Annotated in this window: 19 protein-coding genes; 9 read left to right on the plus strand and 10 right to left on the minus strand. The window is 65.3% G+C overall.

The window, feature by feature from the left end; translation table 11 throughout:
• Window positions 1-82 precede the first annotated feature (82 nt).
• Complete coding sequence (locus tag VGR99_RS09825; RefSeq protein ID WP_326898141.1) at window positions 83-502, minus strand: GFA family protein; 420 nt, start codon at window positions 500-502, stop codon at window positions 83-85.
• Between the two features lie 105 nt (window positions 503-607).
• Window positions 608-1,315 carry a class I SAM-dependent methyltransferase gene (locus VGR99_RS09830; protein ID WP_326898142.1) on the minus strand — a complete coding sequence of 236 codons (708 nt, stop codon included), beginning with the start codon at window positions 1,313-1,315 and terminating at the stop codon, window positions 608-610.
• An 85-nt stretch (window positions 1,316-1,400) separates the two neighbouring features.
• Between VGR99_RS09830 and VGR99_RS09835 the strand changes: the two genes are divergently transcribed.
• Window positions 1,401-2,156, plus strand: a complete 756-nt coding sequence (locus VGR99_RS09835) for an alpha/beta hydrolase family protein (RefSeq protein ID WP_326898143.1) — start codon at window positions 1,401-1,403, stop codon at window positions 2,154-2,156.
• Window positions 2,157-2,166: 10 nt separating this feature from the next.
• Here VGR99_RS09835 and VGR99_RS09840 read toward each other — a convergent pair whose 3' ends face one another.
• Both VGR99_RS09840 and VGR99_RS09845 read right to left on the minus strand, forming a co-directional pair.
• On the minus strand, window positions 2,167-2,886 hold the full coding sequence (locus VGR99_RS09840) for a class I SAM-dependent methyltransferase (RefSeq protein WP_326898144.1): 720 nt from the start codon (window positions 2,884-2,886) through the stop codon (window positions 2,167-2,169).
• Window positions 2,887-3,136: 250 nt separating this feature from the next.
• Window positions 3,137-4,834, minus strand: a complete 1,698-nt coding sequence (locus VGR99_RS09845) for a HAMP domain-containing methyl-accepting chemotaxis protein (protein ID WP_326898145.1) — start codon at window positions 4,832-4,834, stop codon at window positions 3,137-3,139.
• A 256-nt stretch (window positions 4,835-5,090) separates the two neighbouring features.
• Here VGR99_RS09845 and VGR99_RS09850 point away from each other — a divergent pair, with 256 nt between their 5' ends.
• Window positions 5,091-5,282, plus strand: coding sequence for a hypothetical protein (locus VGR99_RS09850; RefSeq protein WP_326898146.1), 192 nt, complete (start codon window positions 5,091-5,093; stop codon window positions 5,280-5,282).
• 3 nt (window positions 5,283-5,285) lie between these two features.
• Here the strand turns inward: VGR99_RS09850 and VGR99_RS09855 are convergent, their stop codons facing one another.
• A complete protein-coding gene (locus VGR99_RS09855; protein WP_326898147.1) occupies window positions 5,286-5,411 on the minus strand; it encodes a hypothetical protein in 126 nt (41 codons plus the stop codon).
• Window positions 5,412-5,552: 141 nt separating this feature from the next.
• Between VGR99_RS09855 and VGR99_RS09860 the strand changes: the two genes are divergently transcribed.
• Both VGR99_RS09860 and VGR99_RS09865 read left to right on the plus strand, forming a co-directional pair.
• Window positions 5,553-5,951, plus strand: coding sequence for a hypothetical protein (locus VGR99_RS09860; protein WP_326898148.1), 399 nt, complete (start codon window positions 5,553-5,555; stop codon window positions 5,949-5,951).
• A gap of 307 nt (window positions 5,952-6,258) precedes the next feature.
• On the plus strand, window positions 6,259-6,513 hold the full coding sequence (locus tag VGR99_RS09865; RefSeq protein WP_326898149.1) for a hypothetical protein: 255 nt from the start codon (window positions 6,259-6,261) through the stop codon (window positions 6,511-6,513).
• A 25-nt stretch (window positions 6,514-6,538) separates the two neighbouring features.
• Here the strand turns inward: VGR99_RS09865 and VGR99_RS09870 are convergent, their stop codons facing one another.
• From VGR99_RS09870 to VGR99_RS09885, 4 genes are all read right to left on the minus strand, one after another.
• The gene (locus VGR99_RS09870) at window positions 6,539-6,781 is read right to left on the minus strand and encodes a hypothetical protein (RefSeq protein ID WP_326898150.1); all 243 of its coding nucleotides are present in this window, start codon (window positions 6,779-6,781) and stop codon (window positions 6,539-6,541) included.
• A gap of 265 nt (window positions 6,782-7,046) precedes the next feature.
• Window positions 7,047-7,754 carry an outer membrane protein gene (locus tag VGR99_RS09875; protein ID WP_326898151.1) on the minus strand — a complete coding sequence of 236 codons (708 nt, stop codon included), beginning with the start codon at window positions 7,752-7,754 and terminating at the stop codon, window positions 7,047-7,049.
• Window positions 7,755-8,030: 276 nt separating this feature from the next.
• Window positions 8,031-8,465, minus strand: a complete 435-nt coding sequence (locus VGR99_RS09880; protein WP_326898152.1) for a hypothetical protein — start codon at window positions 8,463-8,465, stop codon at window positions 8,031-8,033.
• Window positions 8,466-8,662: 197 nt separating this feature from the next.
• Window positions 8,663-9,061, minus strand: a complete 399-nt coding sequence (locus VGR99_RS09885; RefSeq protein WP_326898153.1) for a His-rich protein BRANT — start codon at window positions 9,059-9,061, stop codon at window positions 8,663-8,665.
• Between the two features lie 252 nt (window positions 9,062-9,313).
• Here VGR99_RS09885 and VGR99_RS09890 point away from each other — a divergent pair, with 252 nt between their 5' ends.
• Together VGR99_RS09890 and VGR99_RS09895 are read left to right on the plus strand one after the other, a co-directional pair.
• Window positions 9,314-9,856, plus strand: coding sequence for a tetratricopeptide repeat protein (locus VGR99_RS09890; protein ID WP_326898154.1), 543 nt, complete (start codon window positions 9,314-9,316; stop codon window positions 9,854-9,856).
• Window positions 9,857-9,965: 109 nt separating this feature from the next.
• Complete coding sequence (locus VGR99_RS09895; RefSeq protein WP_326898155.1) at window positions 9,966-11,351, plus strand: serine hydrolase domain-containing protein; 1,386 nt, start codon at window positions 9,966-9,968, stop codon at window positions 11,349-11,351.
• Here VGR99_RS09895 and VGR99_RS09900 read toward each other — a convergent pair.
• The gene (locus VGR99_RS09900) at window positions 11,341-12,909 is read right to left on the minus strand and encodes a S10 family peptidase (RefSeq protein ID WP_326898156.1); all 1,569 of its coding nucleotides are present in this window, start codon (window positions 12,907-12,909) and stop codon (window positions 11,341-11,343) included. The two genes, VGR99_RS09895 and VGR99_RS09900, sit on opposite strands and share 11 nt — an antisense overlap.
• A gap of 249 nt (window positions 12,910-13,158) precedes the next feature.
• Here VGR99_RS09900 and VGR99_RS09905 point away from each other — a divergent pair, with 249 nt between their 5' ends.
• The 3 genes from VGR99_RS09905 (at window position 13,159) to VGR99_RS09915 (ending at window position 15,282) form a co-directional block, all read left to right on the plus strand.
• Entirely contained in the window at window positions 13,159-13,938 is a 780-nt protein-coding gene (locus VGR99_RS09905; RefSeq protein ID WP_326898157.1) for an NAD kinase, read from the plus strand.
• A 192-nt stretch (window positions 13,939-14,130) separates the two neighbouring features.
• Window positions 14,131-14,676: a response regulator gene (locus VGR99_RS09910; protein WP_326898158.1), complete on the plus strand. Its 546-nt coding sequence runs from the start codon at window positions 14,131-14,133 to the stop codon at window positions 14,674-14,676.
• A gap of 27 nt (window positions 14,677-14,703) precedes the next feature.
• Window positions 14,704-15,282 carry an Hpt domain-containing protein gene (locus VGR99_RS09915; RefSeq protein ID WP_326898159.1) on the plus strand — a complete coding sequence of 193 codons (579 nt, stop codon included), beginning with the start codon at window positions 14,704-14,706 and terminating at the stop codon, window positions 15,280-15,282.
• The last annotated feature ends 183 nt before the right edge of the window (window positions 15,283-15,465 follow it).

Here is a 15,465-nt window from a genome sequence, read left to right on the forward strand (position 1 = left end):
CTCTTTGCCCTCTTAGGGGAACCGGATTGTCGGCTAAACAGGGTGATCCCCTCAGCCGGCACCAGCACGCGATGCCTGTCACTCAGCCCGAACTCTTCCGCCCGCTGCCGTGCTGGAGGTGTTCAACGCCGGCACCGTCGATCTCGACCCACATATGCTTCGACTGCTCGAAGACCGACTTGGCCGGCGCCGGGAAATTCGGGTCGGCGACCGCGCCGACGGCGACGCCGATCATTGCCGGCAGATTGTCGGGCTTCCAATACACGGTCGAACCGCAATCCGGACAAAAGTAGAAGCGGACGTTGCCGCCACTGTCAGAGGCACGCACATATTCCTTCGGCGTCCCCGAGATCGCAACCGCTTCGAGCGGATAGAAGGCTGCCACGCCAAACGGCGCGCCAGTTCGTCGCTGGCATTCGATGCAGTGACAGGCCGCAACCCGGTTGGTCGGTCCTGGAAGCGACAGCACAAGGGCGCCACAACTGCATCTGGCATCGATCATTGACCACGCTCCCCGCCTAAGCGATCGAATATTATCAGGCAACGCGTGACAGGCGCGCTGGTTCTGCCGCATCGCACGGCGCGGCGATGACGGTCGAGCGGCCCATCAGAGAGACTTGGTACCACCGTCAGGCAATTCATCCAGCCGCCACAGCCCAATGCTCTTGTCGCGCCAACCGCCGCCGCCCTCGTCGCAGCGCTCGTTGATCAGCACGCGCGGCGCCGGCCAGCCGAACGGCGCCTTCTCCATGTTCAGCGCGCGCCAGTCGCCGTCCTCGCAATCGTGGTTGCCGTCCCATTCGGGAAACGTCGTCGCCAGCAGGAAGCGCGCGCCGCTGGCGCGAAAGTTGGCGAGGGCGCGGGCGATGTTGTCGAAGCTCAGATGCACCAGACAGTCGCGGCAGAGAATGACATCGGCGTGCGGCAGCGCATCGCGCGTGATGTCCGCGACGCGGAAACGACCGGTGAGCTCGCCGCGGGCCGCGCGCGCGCTGTTGGCCGCGATCAGCGACGGCACGATGTCGATGCCCGTATAGTCAACGCCGAGCTTCATACTGCCGATCCAGCCGGCATCACCGCAGGGCGCGTCGAGCAGCGAACGCGCGCCGAGCCGTTGCAACAAGTCGGGAAACGCTTCGCGGATCGCGGCGGTGGCGCGATCTTCCGAGCCGAGGCCCGAGACCGAGGTCGCCGCGCCCCACAGGTTGGTCCGCTCGATCCGCTCGAACCGCGCGGCGAGATCGAGGCCGGCAAAATTCTCGCGGTCGGCGATGAACCGCTCATGGGCGAGCACGGAGGGACGATGGGCGATCATCGGCTAGGACTCGCGTCAAGATTCCGTCGCAAGCATACTATACCGGCGAGGCATTCAATCCGGAATCTCCCGAGCGAATTCTCTGATGATCACCCGACGAACGGCCCTGGCCGGCCTCGCCACTCTGCTTTCGCCCATCGCCGCACGCGGCGCTCCGGGCGAAGAGTTCAACGTCACGTCCGGCGGGGACAGCCTCTCCGTGTCGCGTTATGCGGCAGCTGGATCCGAGCGGCGTCCCGCCGTGATCGTGCTGCACGGCGCCCGCGGCATCGAGCTCAGGGCCCGTGCCTATGAGCGATATGCCGACGCGCTGACGGCACGGGGTATCGACACCTACTTTCTCCGCTACATGACGCCGGCCGATATGGCTGCGTTGACGTCCGCCACGCATGAGAGCCGCGAGGCCTACGAGACGACGCGGTTCGACGGCTGGGCCGATACGGTCGCCGCCGCCGTGACGGCCGTGCTCGGCCGATCCGACAGTTCGGGACGCATCGGCCTGCTCGGCTTCTCGCTGGGCAGCTACATCGCCGCCGAGGCCGCCGCGCGCGACAGGCGCATCGCGGCTCTCGCGGTGCTCTATGGCGGCATGCCCCACGCCATGGCGGCCAAGATCAAGCACCTGCCGCCGCTGATCGCCCTGCATGGCGAGGCCGACAAAAACGTTCCGATCGCGGAAGCACGGCAATTGGTTGCGCTTGGCAAGTCGGTCGGCGCCGAGACCGAATTCGTGCCGTATCCTGGCAAGGGCCACGGCTTTGACTTCTCCGAGACCGACCCGATGACGCCAGATGCGATCGATCGGGTCACACGGTTCTTCCAGGCCAAGCTCGCTGTCTGAGCACACTCGCTCAAGCCGGCTTCTGCCACTCCATGATGTGGAAATATGGCACCCGCAGATGAAGGGCATTCCTGTCGGGGTCGCCGCCTGCGGGCTTCGGCTCGACGAACAGTCGCAACTGGAGGCCGTGATCGAGCAGCAGCGTCATGTAGGTGCTGAGCGGACGATGCCAGTTCTGAATCCGGATACCGCGCCAGCTCACCCAGACCGCCCGCTCGTCCATGTAGTGATCGATGGTGAAGCGCAGGACGCCCTCGCGGTCGCGCGTCCAGCCATCGGGCGGTGCCGCCGTGTTGAAGCTGGTCAGGTTGGCGATCAGCAGCGTGCCGCCTAGCCGCAGCGCGGCCACCATTTTTGTGATCGCCGCGCTGAGATGCGGCATGTCGATCAGGCTGAGATAGCTGACGACGAGATCATGGGACGCATCGAACTCCATCGTCTCGGCGCGGCCGAGCCGATAATCGCCATTCGGGTCCAGCTCCCTCGCGCGCGCGAGCAGCGCCTCGGTCGGGTCGATGCCGGTGGTGTGGATGCCGGCACTCTGCATGATGCGACAGAAGCGCCCCTCCCCGCAGCCGACATCCAGCGCATTGCGGAAGCCGCGCCCTTCGATGCGCTCGCGCATCGGCGCATCCAGCACGAAGCGGCGGCCATAGTCGCCGTCTTTGCCCTGCTCCACGATCCAGGCGGCCGCAGACGCGGCCCAGCCGTCGCTGACATCCTCGTTCATGGAGCGGCCTTCTGGAATGGATGTTGACCGCACGCATCGCGGGAACGGCTACTGACCACAGATTGGATCACGGTTCAACATCAGGTAGCATGCGCGTCCGATGCGCACGACTTCAGCGAAAGAGAAGGCCAGAGTGATCGCCGGTGCGGCAACGGCCGTCATCATGACGGCCGTGCTGTTCGTCGTGGTTCTTGCGTTCCTGCTGTAGCAGGCGCGGTCAACGCAGCGGACGCAAGCCGCCGCGTCGGGATCAGGCGGCGCGCACCGTGCGCAGGAATTTTCCGACTTCGTCCTTGAGGCGGTTGCTGTCGGTCGCCAGCATCTTGGCGGTCGAGAGCACCTGCGAGGAGGCCGAGCCGGTCTCGGCCGCACCGCGCTGCACGTCGGTGATGTTCGAGGAGACCTGCTGGGTGCCGTGAGCGGCCTGCTGCACGTTGCGCGAAATCTCCTGGGTCGCGGCGCCCTGCTCCTCGACGGCGGCGGCGATGGTCGACGACACTTCCGAGAGCCGCTCGATCGTCGCGGAGATGTCGCGGATCGCGTTCACCGATTCCTGGGTCGCGGACTGGATGCCGGAAATCTGCTGGCTGATCTCGCCGGTGGCCTTGGCGGTCTGCTCGGCCAGCGTCTTCACCTCGGACGCCACCACCGCGAAGCCGCGGCCGGCCTCGCCTGCACGCGCCGCCTCGATGGTCGCGTTCAGCGCCAGCAGGTTGGTCTGGCCGGCAATGGTGTTGATCAGCTCGACGACGTCGCCGATGCGCGTCGCCGCGACCGAGAGCTCGCTGACGCGCTCGGTCGTGGTGCGGGCCTGGGTGACGGCTTCGCCCGCCATGCGCGCGGATTCCTGCACCTGCCGGCTGATCTCGTTGACCGAGGACGACAGCTCTTCGGTGGCGGTGGCAACCGACTGCACGTTGCCGGAGGCTTCGCCCGACGCCATCACGACGACCGAGGTCAGCTCCTGGGCGCGCTGTGCGGTGGTGGCGAGCGTCGAGGACGACGCTTCGAGCTCGGTGGAGGCCGATCCCACCGTTTCGATGATCTCGCCGACCGCGCGTTCGAAGCCGTCGGCGAGGTTGACCATGTCGCGCTTGCGCTGCTCGGCGGCCTGCTTCTCCGCCTCCGCCTGCGCCGCCTTGAGGCGCTCGACCTCGAGGCCGTTGGTCTTGAAGATCTCGACCGTCTTGGCCATGTCGCCGATCTCGTCGTGGCGCTCCTTCTCCGGCACGTCGATCTTGAGATCGTTGCGGGCAAGGCCCTCCATCGCGAGCTTCAGCCGCGCAATTGGCTGCGACATCGCCTTGAGGCCGATGAACAGCGCGATCGCAATGCCGAAGAGCAGGCCACCGGCGCTGACGCCGATCACGGTCCAGGTCGCGGACTGCGCGTCGCGGGTGATGGCTTCCTTGCGCTTGGCGACGGCCTTGGAGGTGTCGGTCGTGAACTGCGCGATGCGCGCGAGGGCGGCATCAATCAGCGGATCGCACTCCTTGTGTGCCCGCTCGGCAGCCTTCGCGTTCTCCTCGGGGCTGCTGGCTTGCGAGCCGGCCTGAAGCACGGGATCGCAGCCGGCAAACACAGCCTTCAACTGGCTGCCCATGCTCTTCAGCTCGGTCGCACGCGTCGGGTCGTCCTGCTCCGCTGCGTCCAGATACTGGCCGATCTCGCTGCGGTTGAGGTTGGCGGTCTTGAGCCGGTTGGCGTTGCCCGCCTCGGTCGCCTCGGTGAAGACGGCGTAGAGCGCGGCATGATAAGTCTCGACGCGGCGCTGGGCGCGCGTCAGATTGAGCAACGCCGATTGAGCGGAGGCGAGTTCGCCAAATCCGTCGACGGTTGCGGAGAGTTCGCGCGTACCAAAGGTGGCGACACCAATCATCGCACAGCCCATCACGGTCACGATCAGCGCAACCTTCCACACGATCTTCAGATTGTTCAAAAAGCTCATCTCAGCCGTCCAATGATTTTCCGGTCTCAGCGACCGAAGCAGTCCCAGCTGCGCCATTGGAACCGGCGGACGTTAAAATTTGATACCAATTGCCGCTCGTACTCATACGGAAAGCTAACCTTTTCAAACCTGGGCGTAAGCTTCACGTAAGCTTCGATCAGTTTTGCCGGGCGTTTAGGCGGTTTTCACCGACGCGGAACCATCGGCCCCGCTCGATCGTTCTCGGCCCATGCGGATCAGAGAAGAAAATCGAAACATGTTTCTGCTCGGCGCGGTGACGCTTTGCTGCGCCGTCGCGGCCGGCACGCTCGCAATCGTCAAGCCCGTCTTTGGAGAGGCGCCGAAGAATCAGGTCGCCGACAGCAGGCCCGTCGAGGCTGCAGCCCCGGCGGCGGTCCGCGTGGTCGGCGCGCCCTTCGTGCCCAACGTCACGCCGCGCGAGCGATAGCGCTCACGTCGGGGAAGTGCCCTCACCCTCCGCGGGCTGGGCATGCGCACGCACCAGCGCCTCGACGAAGGCGATCACTTCCGCCCGCTTCTCGCGCGGCAGCGACAGGAAGGCGCGGATGAGCCTCAAGCCTTCCGTCTCGTCCGAGCGTTCTTTTCCGGCATCCATCCGTCTAATGTCGGGCGACCGGGAAAAATATGCAATCCCTTGCAGGATACCTCCTTGATTCGCCCCGCAAGCTTTGGTGGAATGGCTCCAGCGGGGTGTCCCATGAAGTGGATCAGAGAGCGCGACGCACTGATCGCGCAGACACTGGCCTTCGTTCAATCGGTAACCGGCAAGAAGGATGACCTCCATCCGCCGGAAGTCCCGACGGCTGCCCCGGCCGTGTGGGTGGAGACCGTCGCCGTCAAGACTGTTGCGGTCGAGACCTTCACGGTCGAGATCGAGCCGCCGCCAGCCGCTCCACCACCCCCGCCCCCGCCCGTGATGGTCGCACCGGCCCGGCTCGGCGACGATGTCCGCTCCGAGATGCAGGCCCGCATCGCCAATTTCCGAAAGCACCAGGAGCGGTTCGAGCGCGAGCGGGAGGAATATTGTGCGGCCACCCTGACCAGGCTCCGCGCCGCCATTCGGGACCCCTCGCTCCGTCCGCGAGCCGAAGACTAGGGCCGGCGGGGCGGCCCGGCGCCTACAACCAGGACCAGACCAACCAAAGATTGGCCGCACAGGCGCTGAGCAATCCCAGCGTCAGTGGCAACAGCATGTGCCCGCAGCAGGTCTTGAGGTCGGTCGTCATGGCCGAAAACATCCCCTGATTCCGGCAAACGAGTCCCAAGGTTTCTTTTTTTGGGGATTCAGGACTCGTTAAGGACTCAGGGACCGGTCAGACCTGAGCGCCAGATCACGGGTCCGTGATCACCCCGGAACCACATGCTCCCTCAAGTCGTTAACGCGCTTTCCTGGAGCGGGAAGCATGCCCTACGCCCTGTTCTGCAACGACGCCCAGATCAGCAAGGCCTACCCGAGCGACGCCGACGTCTGGAAGCTCGCACAGCGGAGCGGCCTCGTCGTGGATGTGGCGGCCGACGATGACCGGCCCGGGCCGCGCCGGGTGCTGGACAATGATTACGAGATCAGGCCCTGCCGGGCTGCCCAAGGCGAAGACCCCGCCGCGAACAAGGCGGAGGCCGAGCGGCAGTCGAGGTTGGAGCTCGAGCTGAATTCTTGAGATCCGGAGGAAGGTCGGAATGGGCTCAGGGCGTCGCGGTCGCCAGCGAGGCCTGCTCGCCGGCCAGCACCACGCAGGCCTTGCGGCGATGCAGCCCGCGGATCGCGCCGGTGACCTTCAGCACCTTGCCGGACGGACAGGAGGCGTCCTTGACGAAGGCCACCTCATAGGGTGCCAGCATCAGAGGCTCGGACTTGAGGATTGTCTGGGCAGCACTCGGCAGGGAAAAGAAGCACGAGAGCACTACAGCCGACACCAAGATACGCATGTCCGTCGTCCCACAGCCCGGTAATTCTCATATAACGCCTTCCGGAGCGCGAGTTCCGTAAGTCGCAAAAATTATTTTTGCTTTACGCCAGCCCCATGACACGCGTGAGAAAAGCGCGTGCCGAACGTTTGCCTGCAAATGACGCGCCAAATGGTTCACGCAACGCAAACAAACGCCGGCGGACCGGGGCCGGCGAACACCGGAGGCCGGCAAACGAAAGGCCGGCGTGAGCCGGCCTTTGACAGATCTGGGATCGCCTGAAGGGTTAGTAGCGCGAGGCCGGCGGACCGCCCCAGCCGAAGCGATAGTTCACACCGACCTTGACGGTATGCTCGTCCTCCCGGCCCCGGACGCCGACGACATCGGCCGGGCCGGAGGTGAAGGTCGTGCTGCCGAAGTTGTAGTACTGGTACTCGGCCTTGGCCGACCAGTTCGGGGCAAACATGTATTCGAGGCCGGCGCCGACGGTGTAGCCGTCCTTGTTGTTGCCGGTCGCGGTAAAGGGCTGCGCGACGCCGGCGACGTTGACGCCAAGGCCGCCATTGCGCCAGGCATAACCGCCCTTGGCGTAGACCAGCGCCGGACCCCAGGTGTAGCCGACGCGGCCGGTCACCGAGCCGAGCTGGTCGGTGTTGGAGGTCACCTGCGTCCCCAGCGGGAACGTGGCACCGTTGTTGTTGGTCGGCAGCCAGGAATACTGGGCCTCGATACCCACCACCCAATTGGGCGCGAACTGGTAGTCAAAACCGCCCTGCACGCCGCCCAGGAAGCGGGCGTCGCTCGACTGGAAGGCGCTGTCGCCGGCGAAGGCGCCGCCGACATGGCCGCCGATGTAGAATCCGGTCCAGTTGTAGATCACCTGCGGCGGCGTATAGACGGGCGCCTTGGTGTAGGTGCGCGCCTGCATGTCCGCTGCGGCCGCCGGTGCGGCCAGCGCAAGCAGAACTGCTGCACCAAGCAAAATCCTCTTCATCGTCATCCCCGTTCTTTCAAATCGACCCTTAGCAAACAACGTGGCTTGAATTTGGTTGCTTGGCGGCGATGCCGGAACGTTGATCGTTCGTGACTGTGACGGGGTGGCAACAACGCGATTTTGTTCCGTCACGTTGCCCTGCACCGACTGTTTCCGTCGTCTGCGCAAGGCCGGCTGTAACGTTCTGTCGCGAGGCAAACCGGCCCCGTTCAAAGCTCGCCGAAATGTGATCCAGCGGCCCCTGTCTAGCACCAGCCGATGAAGGTCGGCTTTGCGCTACCGCGTCATCTTTTCGAGTTCCGGAAAGGGTGCGTAAACCGCACCGGCGCAGAGCTCGTTGGTGCGGTCCACGACCCGGTCCCCCCGGCCGTTCACGAAGATCACGGCGCGCTCGCGCATGGCCTTGTAGCTGCCGTCGGTCTCGCGTGGCGTGAAGTGTAGGCAGCTGACATAGAACTGCCGGCCGCCGACCTCGCGCTGCACCGGGTCGGCCATGCTCGCCTCGCGCACGCCGACGGGGTTGTTGAGATAGCTGCGCATCAAGGCGACGGTGTCGCTGCGGAAATTGTCGGGAAAGGGCTGCGGCCCTCCGGCCTGGCTCCCCTCCATCAGCGATGGACGGTCACCGTCGCTGCCGAAACACGCCGCGAGCGCCAGCGGCAATGCCAGGATCAATGCCCGCCTCACCGCACGTTTCGCCAATCGCCCCACCGCTTACGTTCTCCACTCGAATAGACCCGGACGACGTTCTAGCCCCAAGGTCGCACGAAGGGAATTCGCTTAACGCAACGCACCGGGCCGCCGCCGATGCGTTGCACTTTCGCGCAAGGCGCCGGAACGGCGGGACGGGCCTGAAATCCGCGCGGCAGCGGGGCAATGCCAGGGATGCCGCCGCGCGGGATCAGTCGTTAGCTGCGCTTCTCGATGGTCGCCGGCTTGGTCACGTCCGGCTGCGCCTTCAGCGACTTCTTGGCCGACAGATGCTTGTGGTGATGGCGATGGGTGCGCACGGTCTTGTGCTCGTCGGGCGTGACCGCGGCGTTGGCATTCATCGCCTTCGACTTGGTGTCGACCTTGGCATCCGCCTTGACGTCGCCAGCCTTGACGTCCGAAGCCTTCACTTCGGAAGCCTTGGCATCGGCCTTGACGCCGGCCTCGGGTTTCGCGGCGGTGGTCGACGACTTGGTCTGGCTCTGGTCCGCCTTGATGACCGGTGCCGTCGTGGTGGTCTTTGCCGCATCCGTGGCGAAGGCCGGGGCTGCGATCACGGAAGCTGCGAGCAAGGCTGCGGAAATGGACTTCAACATGGTGCTGTCTCCTCTTGGAAGGATCTTGAGGCGGCGCCCTCTCGCCAACCCTTCGATCGTAGATGGGAGCCTAGGCGCCACGCACTGAACCCAGTCTGAAGCCGATTGCAGGCTTCCGTTCATCTCGATGACAAGTTTGTCATCCGGCTTGGAGGCAATAGATCGTGCGAAGCGGGAATGTTTTTGCCCCCTGGGTGTTCCGGTCTTTGGGCAATCGTGTAGGATCGCCACGTTCCATACCGGAGAACTTAGATGCGCAAACTCTCAATGCTTGTTGTGCCGGGACTCGTCGCCATGTCGCTGGCGGCCGCGCCGGTGCTGTCCAGCGCCTATGCCGCCGGCAGCGACGAGCCCTCCTCGCCGCCGAAGTCGGACTCCTCGTCCAAGAAGGGCAAGAAGAAGAGCTCCTCCGTCAGCGATCCCAAATTCCTCGCGGCCTATCGCACCGCCTACACCACGATCTACGACAACCACAACTACACCGGCGCGATCGACCAGCTGAAGTCGCTCAAGCGCGATGACGTCGCCGACGTCGCCAACCTGATCGGCTATTCCTATCGCAAGCTCGGCGACTACCAGTCGTCCAAGATCTATTACGAGCTGGCGCTGAAAGACGATCCGAACCACGTCCGCACCTGGCAGTATTACGGCCTCTGGCAGCTCGAGCAGGGCAACCGCGAACAGGCGCAGTATCATCTGAACAAGATCGCATCGCTCGCCGGCACCGACAGCTCCGAATATCGCTCGCTCGCCGCAGCGCTCGACAAGCCGACCGGCGCGACGCTCGTCTACTGAAGACGATCGCTTCTTCGACCTCGCGAACGGGCACAACCTTTCGGTTGTGCCCGTTCCGCTTTCTCGGCTAGCCTTCCGCACCATCCTCCCCCTCGCAAATTGGTGCGCAATGGACACGTGGCTGCGATCCGCGATCGACTACATCAGCTCCTGGATCGAATTTCAGCAGACGACAATCCAGCAACCCGGCGTCATCGTCGCATTCGCCCATCGCGGCGAAACCGTCGCCGAGCACGCATTCGGCCTTGCCAATCTCGACACCGGCGAGAAGCTGACGCCGCGTCACCGCTTCCGCATCGCCTCGCACTCGAAGAGTTTTACCTCGGCCGGCATCCTGAAGCTGCGCGAGCAGCGCAAGCTTGGGCTCGACGACCCCATCGGCGACCATGTCGGCGGCCTCCATCCGCGCGTCGCCGAAACAACTATTGCGCAGGTGCTCTCGCACAGCGCGGGACTGACGCGCGACGGCGCCGATTCCGGCCAGTTCATCGACAGCCGCCCCTATCTCAACGCGAAGGAACTGCTGGCGGACTTGAAGCTGCCGACCGCGATCGAGCCCGGCACGCGTTTCAAATATTCCAATCACGGCTTTGGCCTGCTCGGTCGCGTCATCGAAGCCGTGACGAAGGAGCCCTACCCCGTCTGGATCAAGCGCGAGATCATTGTCCCTGCGGGTTTGCGCGAGACGGAGCCCGACGTGCCGCTTCCAAAGGGCGCATCGTTCGCGCGCGGCCACACACGCAAGGTGCCGCTGGGCGAGCGCTGCGTGATCCCCGGCGACAATCCCGCGCATGCGATGGCCTCCGCCGCGGGCTTCGTTGCGACGGCCGCTGACACCGCCCGCTTCTTCCAGCAGCTTGCTCCCAATGCCAGGAAGAGCGTGCTGTCGGTCGCGAGCCGCCGCGAGATGACGCGAAACCATTGGCGCGTGCCGCAGAGCTTCGAGAGCTATTACGGTTTGGGCGTCAACGCCGGCAAGACTGACGGCTGGGACTGGTTCGGCCATGGCGGCGGCTTCCAGGGTTACATCTCCCGAACCTGCTCCATCCCCGGATGCGAGCTCGCGATCAGCATCCTCAGCAACTCCATCGACGGCGCGGCGCCGTTCTGGATGGACGGGGCGATGCAGATCCTGCGCGTCTTCAAGACGCGCGGCGCACCCGACCGCCGCGTGCGCGACTGGACCGGACGCTGGTGGACGGTCTGGGGCGCGAGCGACCTCGTGCCGATGGGCAACCGCGTGCTGGTCGCCAATCCGCAGTTCAACAACCCGTTCATGGATGCCGCCGAGATCGAGGTCACCGGCCGCGATACCGGCAAGCTCGCCTGGGCTGCCGGCTATTCCAGCCATGGCGAGCCGGTCCGTCGCATCCGCAACAAGCGCGGCAAGGTCAGCGACATCTGGCTCGCCGGCGCGAACGTCAAGCCCGCGAGCGTCGTGGCCCGCGAGATCGCGCGGAGATACAAGCCGCGCAAGCGGCGGCCTACTCCCTGATCAAGGCCTCGACCTCGCTGCGAAACGCCTGGCGCGCGCCGTCGCGCGAATAGAACATGTGGCCGCCGGGATAGACGACGAACTTCACGCGCTGGGTGACGAAGGCCGGGAGCTGGTCGAGCACCCGTTTCGTGCCGAAATAGGGCGTGGCGAGGTCGAAAAGGCCGTGCCCGATCAGCACATTGAGCCTCGCATCGGTCGCGAGGATCTGGCGCAGCTCCGACACCGATTGCGGCGGGTTGATGCCGCGGCCGAAATCCCAATTGCCCTCGACTGAACCGTTCAGCACTTCGTAGGAGCCGTCGGGCCGCCAGTTGAGCTTGCGCGTCAGCACGTCGACCGCGGCACTCGTCAGCGGCGCCTGCAGCGCATCGCCCGAGGGATCGCCGAAGCGGGAGTTGCTCGAATCCGGATAGGGGTCCAGACCACGCACCGAGCCGTCATAGCGTCCCGTCACCTTGCCGTTCTTGCGGTCGAGCTCGCGGCGGAATTCGCCGACGTCGAAGCGGCCGGAGAGCCGGCGGCTCACCGCCTGGTCGATGCCGGTGAGCTCGGCGACCTTGTCGGCGAGGCGGTTGGTGGCTTCCCTGTCAGCCTCGCCCTTGACGAGGTCGGTCAGGAATTCGCCGCGTGCGTAGGCCTCGACATCGGCGAGATCGGCGCGCTTGACCGGTCCCTTGGCTTCGCGCGCGACCGCCACATAGCTCGGCAGCGTCGCGACATATTGCAGAAGGCTGGTGCCGGTGAACTCGCGGAAGTCCAACAGCGGCGACACCAGGATCAATCCCCGCACGCCGACGCCATGCTGAAGCTGCAGCTGGCGCACCACTTTCGGTCCGCGAATGCCGCCATAGCTTTCGCCCGCGACGTATTTCGGCGAGGTCAGCCGGTCGTGTTTCTCGAGCCAGCGGCGGATCACCAGCGCGATCGCATTGGCGTCACCATCGACGGAATAGAATGATTTGCGTGCGTCCTCGCCGCTGGCAACGAAGCGGCTGTAGCCGGTGCCGACGGGATCGACGAAGACGAGATCGGTGAAGTCGAGCCAGGTCTCCGCGTTGGGCTTCACCTCGGGTGAGGCCGACGGCGACAGCGCTTCGCCATCGAGCGGCAACCGCCACGGTCCGGCCGCTCCGAACTGGAGCCACGCCGAGGACGCGCCGGGCCCGCCATTGAACAGGAACGTCACCGGGCGCGTCGCGCGGTCGGCGCCGTCGAGCTCGTAGGAGGTGTAGGCGATGTCGGCCAGCGGCTCGCCCTTGCCGTCGAACACGCGGATAGAGCCGGCCGTTGCAGCGAAGTTGAGGTTGCGGCCGGGCAGATCGAGCGTCTGCCTGGTGGTCTGGTCCGCCGGCAGGCGGTGCGGCTCGGCGGCCGACGGCGAAGCCTGCGGTCCGCCTTGAGCGGCACCGCCGCGCCCGCCCTTCTGTCCGGCCGGCGCTGCCGCCTCGGTTCGCTGCTGCGGCGGATCGTCCGCGCGCGCAAACCCGGCAAGCGCGAAAGCCGACACCGCCAGCACCAGGGCCGTACGACGGAGCGCCGGCAAGCTCGTGACCATGATCGTCCTCCCTGCCCGGCTGTGAGAGCCGGTGAGACCGAAAAGCTAGCGCGGAATTGCGACGGTTTGGGGGATCATGGGGCCGACGGCGCTCAGGGCGGCCGATCAGGCTCGAAATGGGCAGATTTCGTCCCGAAACCGGCAGTCACCCGTTTGCCTTGAAAGGCGGTCATCCTCGACAATCGAGCCCTACCTCGTATAGACGAGCGCGGCGGAACTTTCTCCAGCCAGCGGCCCTGCCCGGAAGCCATGACCAATCACGTGCGGTACGACCGGATCGCCTTCGTCGCCAGCCCGAGCAGCGAGGCGCAGACCGCCTTCGGCCAGCTCACGCGGGACTATGGCAATTGCGCCCCTGGGGAAGCCGACGTCGTGGTCGCGCTCGGCGGCGACGGCCTGATGCTGCAGACGCTGCACCAGAACATGCACACGGGAAAGCCGATCTACGGCATGCACCGCGGCACGGTCGGCTTCCTGATGAACGAATATTCGACGCACGATCTGCGTGCCCGTCTCGAGGCGGCCCAGGAATCCGAGATCAATCCGCTGCTGATGCGCGCGACCGACGTCAACGACCGCGTCCACCTGCATCACGCCATCAACGAGGTCGCCCTGTTCAGGCAGACCTACCAGGCGGCGCGCCTGCGCATCCTGATCGACGAGCGCGAGCGCATGCCCGAGCTGATCGCCGACGGCATCATGGTGGCGACGCCGGCCGGCTCGACCGCCTACAATCTGTCGGCGCAGGGGCCGATCCTGCCGATCAACGCCGCCCTGCTGGCACTGACGCCGATCAGCGCCTTCCGTCCGCGTCGCTGGCGCGGCGCATTGCTGCCGAACACGGCTTATGTCGTGATCGAGGTGCTGGAGGGCGACAAGCGCCCGGTGGCGGCGGTCGCCGACCACGACGAGGTGCGCGACGTCCGCCGCGTCGAGGTGCTCTCCGACAAGACCATCTCGATGCGCATGCTGTTCGATCCCGGCCACAGCCTGGAAGAGCGCATTCTGCGCGAGCAGTTCGGCTATTGAGCCCGAGCGCGCATCACGATCCGCAAGGCTGAATGGACTCCAGCCCGCTCGCCATGGCGGGATCGCTCAGCAGATCAAGTACGATATGAAGCGGGGCCTCCTTCGAGGCGCAGCCAGACGCGCAGCGGCAACCCTTCATTAACTCCGGACGCGATATGGTTAACGAAGGTTGACCGCTCTGGCCCAGGCGTCATGTTTCGCATCGATTTCAACAAGCTGCGCTTCCTCGTCTGCGACGATAATCCGCACATGCGCCGCATCCTGCGGACGCTGCTGCACTCCTTCGGCGCGCGCGAGGTCTACGAGGCCGAGGACGGCGCCACGGCGCTGGAAATGTACAGCCATTACGTGCCCGACATCGTCATCACCGACTGGGCGATGCCGATCTTCGACGGGCTCGAGCTCGCGCAGATGATCCGGCAGCCGGAATCCAAGGGCAATCCTTACGCGCCGATCATCATGCTGACCGGCCATTCCGAAAAGCGCCGCGTCACCATCGCGCGCGATGCCGGCGTCACCGAATTCCTGGCCAAGCCGATCTCGGCCAAGGGCCTGTATCAGCGCATCCTCAACGTGGTCGCCAATCCCCGCCCCTTCATCAAGACCAAGACCTATTTCGGTCCGGACCGGCGCCGCAACACCAACTCCGCCTATATGGGCCCCGAACGCCGCATCGGCGAAAAGCACGAGGTGCTCCAGCAGCCCTCGCTGCTCGACAAGGCCCGCTCCTCCATCTAGCGCAACGTCTCACGCGAGGCAGATACCATGGCGAAGAACGGCGCGAAGGACATCGAGGTCACGGCCTTCGCCACGCATCAGGTCATCACGCAGCCCAATCCGCTGCGCAAGGTTCTGCGCCGCATCGAGGAAAAGGACATGGACGATCCGGTCAGCCGCGCCGAGCAGGCGCTGGCGGGCCTCGCCGGTGAGTTCAAGGACTGGATGGCGACCGAGGTCAACCGGCTGTCGGCCGCTTACGTCGTCGTTCGCCATGAAGGCTTCACCAAGGAGCACCGCGACGAGCTGTTCCGCGCCGCGCACGACATCAAGGGCGACGCCGCAACGTTCGGCTATCCGGCCGCGGCGAGCGTCGCCGAAAGCCTGTGCCGCGTCATCGAGCATGCGCCCGATCTCGAAAAGGTGCCGGCCGAGCTGTTCACGCACCACATCAACGCCATCCTCGCCATCGTGCACGAGAACACGCAGCTCGACAGCATCAGCGTCTCCGCCGAGCTCAGCCGCCGCCTGCGCAAGGTCGCCGACGACTATCTCGCCCAGGTCAACCGCGACCGCCCCGAGCATCTCGAAGCGATCCTCGCGCCGAGCATCGTGCCGGCGGAGTAAGTGTTCTCTCCTCTCGTCATTGCGAGCGCTATCCGTACGATCAGTATCGTAGATTCCATGGGGCGGTGAGCGTGGCCTTTCCGGTAGGTTTGGGTTTCCACACTCGAACCCACGGAGGGTCAGATGCAAGCATCGACTGTAGGCACGCTCACCAGCGACCATAATGGCACAATTTTCCTTGCG

It is taken from the genome of Bradyrhizobium sp., from assembly GCF_035935975.1.
Taxonomy (GTDB): domain Bacteria; phylum Pseudomonadota; class Alphaproteobacteria; order Rhizobiales; family Xanthobacteraceae; genus Bradyrhizobium.

Coding starts and splice junctions, on each gene's coding strand:
- VGR99_RS09825 (WP_326898141.1), bottom strand. CDS start 502: ATGATCGATGCCAGATGCAGTTGTGGCGCCCTTGTGCTGTCGCTTCCA.
- VGR99_RS09830 (WP_326898142.1), bottom strand. CDS start 1,315: ATGATCGCCCATCGTCCCTCCGTGCTCGCCCATGAGCGGTTCATCGCC.
- VGR99_RS09835 (WP_326898143.1), top strand. CDS start 1,401: ATGATCACCCGACGAACGGCCCTGGCCGGCCTCGCCACTCTGCTTTCG.
- VGR99_RS09840 (WP_326898144.1), bottom strand. CDS start 2,886: ATGAACGAGGATGTCAGCGACGGCTGGGCCGCGTCTGCGGCCGCCTGG.
- VGR99_RS09845 (WP_326898145.1), bottom strand. CDS start 4,834: ATGAGCTTTTTGAACAATCTGAAGATCGTGTGGAAGGTTGCGCTGATC.
- VGR99_RS09850 (WP_326898146.1), top strand. CDS start 5,091: ATGTTTCTGCTCGGCGCGGTGACGCTTTGCTGCGCCGTCGCGGCCGGC.
- VGR99_RS09860 (WP_326898148.1), top strand. CDS start 5,553: ATGAAGTGGATCAGAGAGCGCGACGCACTGATCGCGCAGACACTGGCC.
- VGR99_RS09865 (WP_326898149.1), top strand. CDS start 6,259: ATGCCCTACGCCCTGTTCTGCAACGACGCCCAGATCAGCAAGGCCTAC.
- VGR99_RS09870 (WP_326898150.1), bottom strand. CDS start 6,781: ATGCGTATCTTGGTGTCGGCTGTAGTGCTCTCGTGCTTCTTTTCCCTG.
- VGR99_RS09875 (WP_326898151.1), bottom strand. CDS start 7,754: ATGAAGAGGATTTTGCTTGGTGCAGCAGTTCTGCTTGCGCTGGCCGCA.
- VGR99_RS09885 (WP_326898153.1), bottom strand. CDS start 9,061: ATGTTGAAGTCCATTTCCGCAGCCTTGCTCGCAGCTTCCGTGATCGCA.
- VGR99_RS09890 (WP_326898154.1), top strand. CDS start 9,314: ATGCGCAAACTCTCAATGCTTGTTGTGCCGGGACTCGTCGCCATGTCG.
- VGR99_RS09895 (WP_326898155.1), top strand. CDS start 9,966: ATGGACACGTGGCTGCGATCCGCGATCGACTACATCAGCTCCTGGATC.
- VGR99_RS09900 (WP_326898156.1), bottom strand. CDS start 12,909: ATGGTCACGAGCTTGCCGGCGCTCCGTCGTACGGCCCTGGTGCTGGCG.
- VGR99_RS09905 (WP_326898157.1), top strand. CDS start 13,159: ATGACCAATCACGTGCGGTACGACCGGATCGCCTTCGTCGCCAGCCCG.
- VGR99_RS09910 (WP_326898158.1), top strand. CDS start 14,131: ATGTTTCGCATCGATTTCAACAAGCTGCGCTTCCTCGTCTGCGACGAT.
- VGR99_RS09915 (WP_326898159.1), top strand. CDS start 14,704: ATGGCGAAGAACGGCGCGAAGGACATCGAGGTCACGGCCTTCGCCACG.